The organism is Methylobacterium sp. P5_C11, from assembly GCF_054049775.1.
Genome location: NZ_JBFULS010000066.1, coordinates 18,978 through 27,718, shown reverse-complemented (window position 1 = coordinate 27,718; position 8,741 = coordinate 18,978). Strand labels below are relative to the sequence as shown.

The 8,741-nt window shown below is 66.5% G+C and carries 9 protein-coding genes and 1 pseudogene; 4 read left to right on the top strand and 6 right to left on the bottom strand.

All coding sequences use genetic code 11. The features are described 5' to 3' along the window. From ACXJKQ_RS24415 to ACXJKQ_RS24400, 4 genes and pseudogenes are all read right to left on the bottom strand, one after another. A pseudogene (locus ACXJKQ_RS24415) lies at window positions 1–302 on the bottom strand (PhnA-like protein); the annotation flags it as partial. Window positions 303–348: 46 nt separating this feature from the next. Next, entirely contained in the window at window positions 349–855 is a 507-nt protein-coding gene (locus tag ACXJKQ_RS24410) for a CsbD family protein (protein ID WP_457108283.1), read from the bottom strand. A 67-nt stretch (window positions 856–922) separates the two neighbouring features. Continuing rightward, window positions 923–1,096 carry a CsbD family protein gene (locus tag ACXJKQ_RS24405; RefSeq protein WP_457108282.1) on the bottom strand — a complete coding sequence of 58 codons (174 nt, stop codon included), beginning with the start codon at window positions 1,094–1,096 and terminating at the stop codon, window positions 923–925. Window positions 1,097–1,189: 93 nt separating this feature from the next. Then, on the bottom strand, window positions 1,190–2,653 hold the full coding sequence (locus ACXJKQ_RS24400; RefSeq protein ID WP_457108281.1) for a helix-turn-helix transcriptional regulator: 1,464 nt from the start codon (window positions 2,651–2,653) through the stop codon (window positions 1,190–1,192). Window positions 2,654–2,996: 343 nt separating this feature from the next. Between ACXJKQ_RS24400 and ACXJKQ_RS24395 the strand changes: the two genes are divergently transcribed. Beyond that, the gene (locus ACXJKQ_RS24395) at window positions 2,997–3,533 is read left to right on the top strand and encodes a sigma-70 family RNA polymerase sigma factor (protein ID WP_457108280.1); all 537 of its coding nucleotides are present in this window, start codon (window positions 2,997–2,999) and stop codon (window positions 3,531–3,533) included. Between the two features lie 173 nt (window positions 3,534–3,706). Beyond that, window positions 3,707–4,444 (top strand): aquaporin Z, encoded by a 738-nt coding sequence (aqpZ, locus tag ACXJKQ_RS24390; protein WP_457108279.1) that lies wholly within the window; start codon window positions 3,707–3,709, stop codon window positions 4,442–4,444. Between the two features lie 196 nt (window positions 4,445–4,640). On the opposite strand, the gene ACXJKQ_RS24385 is transcribed toward aqpZ, so the two are convergent. After that, window positions 4,641–5,099 (bottom strand): BA14K family protein, encoded by a 459-nt coding sequence (locus ACXJKQ_RS24385; protein ID WP_457108278.1) that lies wholly within the window; start codon window positions 5,097–5,099, stop codon window positions 4,641–4,643. A 13-nt stretch (window positions 5,100–5,112) separates the two neighbouring features. On the opposite strand from ACXJKQ_RS24385, the gene ACXJKQ_RS24380 reads away from it, so the two are divergent. Continuing rightward, window positions 5,113–5,298 carry a hypothetical protein gene (locus ACXJKQ_RS24380; RefSeq protein WP_457108277.1) on the top strand — a complete coding sequence of 62 codons (186 nt, stop codon included), beginning with the start codon at window positions 5,113–5,115 and terminating at the stop codon, window positions 5,296–5,298. Between the two features lie 760 nt (window positions 5,299–6,058). Beyond that, entirely contained in the window at window positions 6,059–6,928 is an 870-nt protein-coding gene (locus ACXJKQ_RS24375; RefSeq protein ID WP_457108276.1) for a methyltransferase, TIGR04325 family, read from the top strand. A 271-nt stretch (window positions 6,929–7,199) separates the two neighbouring features. On the opposite strand, the gene nhaA is transcribed toward ACXJKQ_RS24375, so the two are convergent. After that, a complete protein-coding gene (nhaA, locus tag ACXJKQ_RS24370) occupies window positions 7,200–8,381 on the bottom strand; it encodes a Na+/H+ antiporter NhaA (protein ID WP_457108275.1) in 1,182 nt (393 codons plus the stop codon). Between the last annotated feature and the right edge of the window lie 360 nt (window positions 8,382–8,741).

The window sequence follows — 8,741 nt, the reverse complement described above, 5'->3', positions numbered from 1 at the left end:
GGCTTGCCCGAGAGCCGGCCGGCGATCAGGCCGCCGGCCAGCGAGGCGACGATCCCGGAGGCGACGAACCAGACACCCGCCCCCATCGACACGGTCGAGGCGGCCGGGTTGTCGGCGGCGGTGGTGCCGACCGAGGCCAGGCCGACGCCGACGCCGACGAGGTTGACGATGACCTGGGTCACCAGGGCGGTGACGGCGCCGGCGAAGATGGCACCCCACGAGATCTGGTTGAGCAGCACGGCGCGTGTGTCGGCCTGCGCGGCTGTCGTTGCGAGGGGGGAAGCGGTCGTCTGGATGGTCACACTTTTACTCCGGATCTTGGGTCGTTCGAGGTCGCGGTTCGGCGGCTCAGTCGCGGGTGGCGTTGACGAGCAGGCCGAGGCCGAAGCCGACGGCGCCGGCGATCAGCAGGGAGGCGAGCGGGTACTCGGCGACTTGGCCGCTCACACTGCCGTTGCCATGGCGCAGGGCACGGGCACCGCGCGCGTAGGCATCCTCGGCGTAGTCGGAGGCGTCGTCCGCCGCCCGGCGCACGGACCGGCGGGCGCGGTCGAAGTGATCCTCGGCGGCGCCCTGGGCGCGGCGGGCGCGGTCCTCGACGTCGTCGGAGCCGACGAAGCCGCCCACGGTGTCGCGAATCCGGCCGCCGATATCGCGGGCGGTGTCGGCGACGTGCTCGGCGGCATCGCGCACGGTGTCCTTGGCCTGGCCGTAGAGGTTCTCGGCGTGGCCGGCGGCCTCGCGGGCGCGGCCCTCGACCGAGTCCTTCTTCGAGCCGGTGAGGTCGCCCACCGTGCCCTGGACCTTGCCGCCGATTTCCTTGGCGGCGCCCGTGATCCGATCCGTATCGACCATGTCGTTCTCCTCGCGTGATGGTTGTGTGGGACGGCGCCACCGCATCGGGGCGCCGGTCGAAATCGCGTCAGTCTCCGCGCGGCTTGGCGGGCGGGGTCGCGACGGACTTGGCGGCGCGGGCCTCGCGCTTCTGCCGTCGCCCCTCGGCCTCGACCCGGATGTCGCCGGTGAGCTTGCCGAGGGCTTCCTTGACCGAGCCCTTGAGGTGGTCGGTGGAAGTGGAACTCGTGTCTTCGGTCATGGGCACTCCGTCGTGTTCGAGAAAACCCTGCACCGAAGATGAGATGATCAATCCGTCCCTGACTTCAATGAGCAATCCATACCGGTATCTTGATCATTTTGTTCCCGAGACATGCAGGGGAAATCCGTTTTCCCGTCCCCAGACGACGGCTTCCGAGCGTTTGTGAGCGCCGATCTTGCGGTAGAGTGCGGCGCCATGATTGCGCACGGTGTTACGTGACAGGTCGAGCTTGCGAGCGATGGCCGCGTCGTCCAGGCCCGAGCAGATGAGGTTCAGGATCTGGCGCTCGCGCACCGTCAGGTTCACGGCCGAGGCGTCCGCCCGGCCGGCATCCGGTCTGCGCAGGTTGGCGAGTTTCTCGATGAGGCCGCGGCTGAACCAGGACGTGTCGGCCATCACCGTCTCGATGGCGTCGAACAGCTCCCGTTCGGTGTGCTTGCGCTCGGTGATGTCCTGCATCACGAGCAGCACGCAGGGATCCTGGTCGATCTCGATGCGCTCCGCCGAGACGAGGCAGTCGAGGTTCGCCCCGTCCTCGTGGCGCAGGCAGACCTCGGCGCCGAGGACGTACCCGTTCCGCTCCAGGGCGACCTCGAAATCGGTCCGTTGCCGGTCGCTCACCCAGAGGCCGGACTCGGTCAGACTGCGCCCGAGGACCTTGTCCTCGCCCAGGCCGAAGACCCGGGTGAAGGCTTCGTTGACCCCCGTGACGTGGAAGTCCTCGCCCCGGGCCAGCACGGTCGGGACCGGCGTCAGGCGGAAGGCCTTGGCGAAGCGCGCCTCGCTTTGCCGGAGCGCCGTCTCCGCCTTCCGACGCAGCTCGAGATCGGCGAAGGTGAAGAGCATGCATGGCTCGTCGCCCATCTCGATGGGCTGGCCCGCCACGATGACGAAGCGGGTGCCCCCATCCGGCAGGCGCAGGCACGCCTCCATCTGCGGGATCGTCCCGCCTGCCTTCAGCCGGGAGATGGCGAGGTCGCGGTTGCGCGCGTCGGCCAGCACGTCGACCTCGTAGACGCTGCGCCCGATCATGGCGTCGCGGGTGAACCCGGTCATCTCCAGGAATCCGGTGTTCACCTTGACGTGGCGCAGGTCCGACAGCCGCGTGATCACGGCGGGAGCCGGGTTGGCGTTGAAGGTCGCCTCGAAGCGGTCCTCGGCCTCGAACTGGTCGGTCACGTCCTTCAGGATCAGCGCGAGGCAACTCGGCTTCCCCGCGTGGTCGGTGGCGACCAGGCTGCGCAGCGAGTGCACGAAGTCGATGTCGGGCTTGTCGGCCCGCCGCACCTCGACGACGACGTCGTGGAAGCGCTCGCCGGCGACGACGCGCTCGATGGGGTACTGGTTGGGTGTGACGTTGTTGCGGTAGCGCAGGCAGAAGCGCTCTCGGTAGGCATCCACCGTCGGCCCGAGTTCGTCCATGCTGCTGGCCCCATGCATCGCGAGGGCGGCCTCGTTGGCATACGCGATGGTCTGGTCGGGCTCGACCAGGATCACGCCCTCGCTGAGGCCGGCGATGATCTGCCGGAGTTCATGCCTGTCGACGCCTGCGGTCACGGCTCGCTCTACCCACTCGTGCGTTCACTGCCCGATCGGCAGCGGGGCACAAACGGGTTGCGCACAAGGCGGTTCCAAAATTTATGTTAAGATCCCAGTACGCACGTATCATTGACGCGGGGATCTGCGACCAAAGATTGATGCTCACCGAGCCCACGGGACCGACGGATGGTCCCAGGGGCTGCCCTCAGGATGATGGTGAGCCTACCCCGTGCCGCATGTCGCCGAACAGTTTCGTTCGCCCGCCGCACACGGCGCCGTGATCTCATTCACGCGCGCTGAACTCGGGCGAGGTCTACGGAATTACTACCGGGGCGTCTCGCCGCCCGATGAGGAATCTCCGTTGGCCGGCTCCCTCTGGCGTCTGTCGGAGGCGCTGGACGCAGCCAAGATGCGATCGGGCCACGGCTTCGCGGCCGAACTGGTCGCGGTGGTGCCGCATCTGCGCCGGTTCGCGCTGTCGCTGACCCGCAACGCCATCGAGAGCGACGACCTCGTGCAGTACACGCTGCTCAAGGCCTGGGAGCACCGTACCAGCTACCGGCCCGGCACGGCCTTGAAGGCGTGGCTTTTCACGATCCTGCGCAACGGGCACCTCAACGACCGGAAGAAGCACCGGCGGGAGGTTCCCGACCCGGATGGTGCGCACGCGGCCGGGCTGTCGAGTCTCGCCGATCAGGAGCACCGGCTCGTCGTGCAGGACGTGCAGGAGGCTCTCGGCCGGCTCGAACCGGCTCAGCGGGAAGCGCTGCTCCTCGTCGCGGTCGAGGACCTGTCCTACGAGGCCGCCGCGGCGCGGATCGGTTGCCCGCCCGGCACGGTGAAGAGCCGGGTCAGCAGAGCCCGAGACCGGCTCGCTGCCGAACTCGGGGAGGCCTGACGGGTGCTCCCGAACGCCACGACGGCGCTACCGGACCTCGGGAGGCTGCAGTCCCGTCACCCGTCGTCACCGCAATCCGTATCGGCGCGGGCTCCGACGACACCCCGCGAATGCTCCCGATGAAAAGCTGCCGATGATGCGAGCCCCAGAGATGGTCCCGAAGGAGGATGATCATGAACCATGACCTGAGACGCCGCGCGGCCGCCGAGTTCTTCGGCACCTTCTGGCTCACCTTCGGCGGCTGCGGCGCCGCCGTGCTGTCGGCAGCCTTCCCCGAACTCGGCATCGGGTTCGTCGGCGTCGCCCTGGCCTTCGGCCTGACGGTGCTCAGCATGGCCTACGCGGTCGGCCACATCTCCGGCGGCCACTTCAACCCGGCCGTCACCCTCGGGCTCTGGGCCTCCGGCCGGTGTGCCAACAGGCACGTCGTCCCCTACATCCTCGCCCAGCTGGTCGGCGCCATCGTGGCGGCTGGCGCCCTCTATCTGATCGCCTCGGGCAAGGCGGGTTGGGTCGCGAAGGGCTTCGCCTCCAACGGCTACGGAGATCTCAGCCCCGGTAAGTTCGGCCTTGGCGCCTGCCTCGCCACCGAGGTTCTGACGACCTTCTTCTTCCTGATGATCATCATCGGCTCGACCTCGAAGGGCGCGGCGAGCGGCTTCGCCGGCATCCCCATCGGGTTCGCTCTAGTGCTGATCCACCTCGTCTCGATCCCCGTGACCAACACCTCGGTGAACCCGGCCCGCTCGACCGGCGTCGCCCTGTTCGCCGGCGGAGAGTACGTGATGCAGCTCTGGCTGTTCTGGCTGGCCCCCATCGCCGGTGCGATGGTCGCGGGTGCCCTGGCCAAGTGGCTCTACGAGGACACCAAGATCGTCGACACGGTCGTGGTCGAGCGGCGGGCCGCCTGACCCCGGGCATGAAGGGGCCGGCTTGGCCGCATCGCACGCCGCCGGCCTCGACGGGACGATGCCGAATCGTCCCGGCGGCTCACCGCGTCCCGACGCCCAGGGATGCCGCGACGCGCCGGCTCTGGCCTCTGATCAAAGAAGAAGCCCCGGCCGCTGGCGAGCGACCGGGGCCTGAGATCAGGCGACCGCGCCGTGCTTACGGACAGGGATGCCGGAACCCGTCGTAGCCGAGGTACGTGCCCGAGGCCGGGTCGTAGGAGCCGTAGCGTGCGGCGCAGTAGGACGAGCCGCGCACGGCGACCGGACGCGCGTACACGACCGGGGCGGGGGTCTCATAGACCGCGACGGGCCGCGCCGCGTTGCTGGCGGCCGCCGAGCCGATCACCGTGCCGGCCGCAAAGCCGAGAAGGCCTGCGCCGACCGCGGCGCCGACGCCGGGACCCCGGCGATAGCCGTACCCGCCGTATCCGCCCCGCCAGCCGCCGAAGCCGCCACGGTGCCAGCCGCCACGGAACTGGCTGTAGGACACCGGAAGGGTGCCGGCCCGCAAAGCGTCCATGGCCTTGCCGGCATGGACCGTCTCGGCCGCCTGGGCAGCCGGGGCGGCAAGGCTGGCCAGCACGGCCAGGGTGGCGACGCCGATCTTCGTCCTCATCGAATGGCTCTCCATGGCTCGGATCGCAGATGCCGGTATCAGCATCCGCATTGACTTATCGAACAATACGATGTCACCATCGTTCCTTCTGAACGGTTTGTTTTTGTTTTCTGAAGTGTTTCCAAATGATAAGCTAGGCTTTGTGCCGCAGCAAGATCCCGCTTATGCGCATGGCGCGGCGCAGAATAGAAGAGAGTGACGGCTCTGACCGCCGCAGAGACGGCTCCGATGCGCCGGCCCGGCCTGGTTTATTTACCAGTATACATTGATCATTTGTTCTGGCAGCGTTCGCCCGCTCAGGCGCCATCGTGTCACGGACCGCTCGAAGAGGCGTTTCCGCCGGCCGACAGGCCGGTGCGCGACGGCGCCAGCTTGGTCACTCGACGGGTCACCGGGGGCGCGCCGGACTGCACTACGGGGCGGCGCACGTTCGGTTTCCCGCGCAAACGGACCGTCCGCCTTGGAGAAAGCGTCCCGAACCCTCGGCCGCCAAGGGAGCCGGTATCCTCAGGATGAAGGCGCCCGCGCCGAACTTGGCCCTCGCGCCCTCCCGACATGCCCTGATGCATCACGTGTCGCGACCACGAAGGTCGGAAGGTTGGCGGCTTCCTCGATGTCACTTGGATCCCGGGCGCCCTCGTCGGCCAGCGGTGACCGTGCCCTCTGGATCGATCCTAACCCTGTTTGTCGCCGCTCATCATTAGAGTCCGTTCTGGTTCTGCTTGGACCGGGATGCAGACGCGTCCGGGGCAAGGCCGGAGCGCCTTCGAAAATTTCAATCCGAACGGAGGCTTGCATGGCCCGAAGATGCGCAATTTCGCACATCACGCAATTTGTGATGATTGCGATATATAGTGTATGTCCATCATAAGAAGGGATCTGCTTTGCCAAATTCAATTGGAGCAAATGAGAAACGGGCTGCAATATGAATTCTGTCAAATATTCGAACCTGAGGAACTATGAAGACAGCAAAATCAAATTCTCGCAACTCATCAACCTCCATCGGTCGACTGCGCAAAATTCGGGAATTTTTAAAAGTCGACAGATTTAAAAAATCATCGAAGCTGAGACGAATTCTTCGATCGAGCCACCAACAGCGGTGGGGCAAGTTTCAATCGCGCGTGGAAGCGGAGAATTTTCTATCGAAATCAAAAAGGGCGCACTATGACAGCCCTGAGATCGTTGAATTCAATCTAGATTTGTTCAGAGATGTACATCTCTTCGACTGGCCGGTGCTGTATGCACTGCAGAGAATTGCAACCGAAGGCAAACTCAGGTCGGTTGTGGATTTCGGCGGCCATGTCGGCGCGAAATACTATGCTTATCGCAGCGTCATGGATTTTCCGCGGGACCTAAAATGGCAGGTTGTCGATGTGCCTGCAGTCTGCGCGGAGGGCTCTCGCAGGCTCAAGCCGGAAGATAGCAATCTCAGCTACTCAGAAGATATCAGCGCTATCGATGCCTGCGACGTTTTATTTTGCTCAGGATCCCTACAATACAGCGACGAACATCTTTTTCGATTGCTGGAAGAATGTCCACTCCGGCCGCAGGTCATAATCCTCAACAAGGTAGCCGTGTCCGACGATATGTTTTACACGCTCGAGTCGTTCGAGATCGGGCGGATGCCGTATAAAATTGTTACCCAGGATTATCTGGATGACGTGAGAAGGCAATTCGACTATCGTAAGTCGATCCAGTGGTCGATTCCGGAGATGAACTTTACGGTTCCGCACAAGGGTGGCAAGAGCGCCGTGCGGATGATGGGCGAAATATGGGTCGATCCAAGCAATCAAATCAATCTGCCGATCCACGGCCATCCAGCCAGCTGATGCAACACGACCACGATCGCCGCCTGCGCACCACGTCCCTACAAGATCATTCCGCTGCAGGGGCACACCGCGATCGGCATGGCATGATTTAGACCGAGGTCGATCGGGTGGGACGAGCGCCCCGCATTCGACCCGGCTCAGCTCGATGATGCGGGCTGGGTATCCGATGACCCTGATGGTCCCGCCACTGTCCACGCGCATTGTGCCGCGGTCCGGGTGACGCCGAACAGCTGCGGCGCGGCCCATCGGAGCCGCGCCGGCCGGTCTAGGCTCAGCGGCGCGACGACGGAGCTGGGGCGAGGCGCAGCACCAGAGCCCCCGCCGCCATGCAGGCGAGGGAGCCGAACAGCACGCCAACCTTGGTCTCGGCCTCCAGCTCCGGCTGCTGCGCGAAGGCGAGCAGTCCGATGAACAGGCTCATCGTGAAGCCGACCCCGCAGAGCAGGGCAACGCCGTAGATCTGCGGCCACGTCGCGCCGGTTGGACGCTGTGCCCACCCGAGGCGCACGGTCGCGAGCACGAAGCCGAACACGCCGAGTTGCTTGCCGAGGAACAGGCCGAGCGCCACGCCCAGCGTCACCGGGTCGAGGAGCATCGCCGGCCTGAACGCGGCGAAGGACACGCCGGCATTGGCAAACCCGAACACCGGCAGGATCAGGAACGCCGTCCACGGGCTGACGGCGTGTTCGAGGATGTGCAGCGGCGAGGTCGGATCGTCCGGTTTGCCGACACTCAGCCGGAGCGGGATCGTCAGGGCGAGCAGAACGCCCGCGATGGTCGCGTGCACGCCGGACAGGAGCACGAAGACCCACAGCACGGTGCCGAGGGCGAGGTACGGCCAAAGCCGGCTGACCCCCGCCTTGTTCAGCCCGTACAGCGCCGCCAGGGTCGCGGCCGCACCGCCGAGCATCGGCAGCGACAGGTCGGCGGTGTAGAACAGGGCAATGATGAGCACTGCACCGAGGTCGTCGATGATGGCGAGCGCGGTCAGGAACACCTTGAGCGACACCGGCACCCGCGGGCCGAGCAGAGCCAGGATGCCGAGCGCGAAGGCGATGTCGGTGGCGGCCGGGATGGCCCAGCCCCGCAGGGTTTCGGGGGAATGCCGGTTGACCGCGGCATAGACGAGGGCGGGCAGGATCATGCCGCCCAGCGCGGCGACGCCCGGCAGGATGCGGTCCGGCCAGGTGCGCAGGCGCCCGTCGAGCAGCTCGCGTTTGATCTCCAGGCCGACGAGCAGGAAGAACACGGCCATCAGGCCGTCGTTGACCCAATGCAGCACCGAAAGCGGACCGACATGGGCTTTCAGCGCGGCGAAATAGGTGTCGGCGAGCGGCGAGTTGGCGACGGCCAATGCCAGCGCGGCGCTCGCCATGAGGACGAGGCCGCCGCCAGCGGCRCTCGTCAGCAGGCCGCGCAGGGACGAGAGGGGTCGGCGAAGGAGTGAGGGCACGCGCACAGGCCTTCAGCCGCGGGCGGCCCGACCCGCGCAGAGACCTGCCGATCCGACCTCCGGATCGCGCACCCGGCGCGGCCTATCGCATCGATCGGCGGTTCCGGCAACCCGCGCCTGCCGCCGCTGCTGGGATGAGGGCGGCGCGCCGATCGACGTGCGCGGTCCGCTGCGAGGGGTGTTGCGTCAACACCGCGAGGCCGCCTGCGCAAGGTCGGCACGGAGCCCGATGGCTCTTTCGCGGAGACCCCGCAGCCCGGCGCCGAAGCGACGTGGCGGCGGGGATCGACGGGCTGCTCAGCGAACAGCGGTCCGCCGGACGCGGGGACGCGTCGACGGGCGCACCGGCGCGGGGGATCG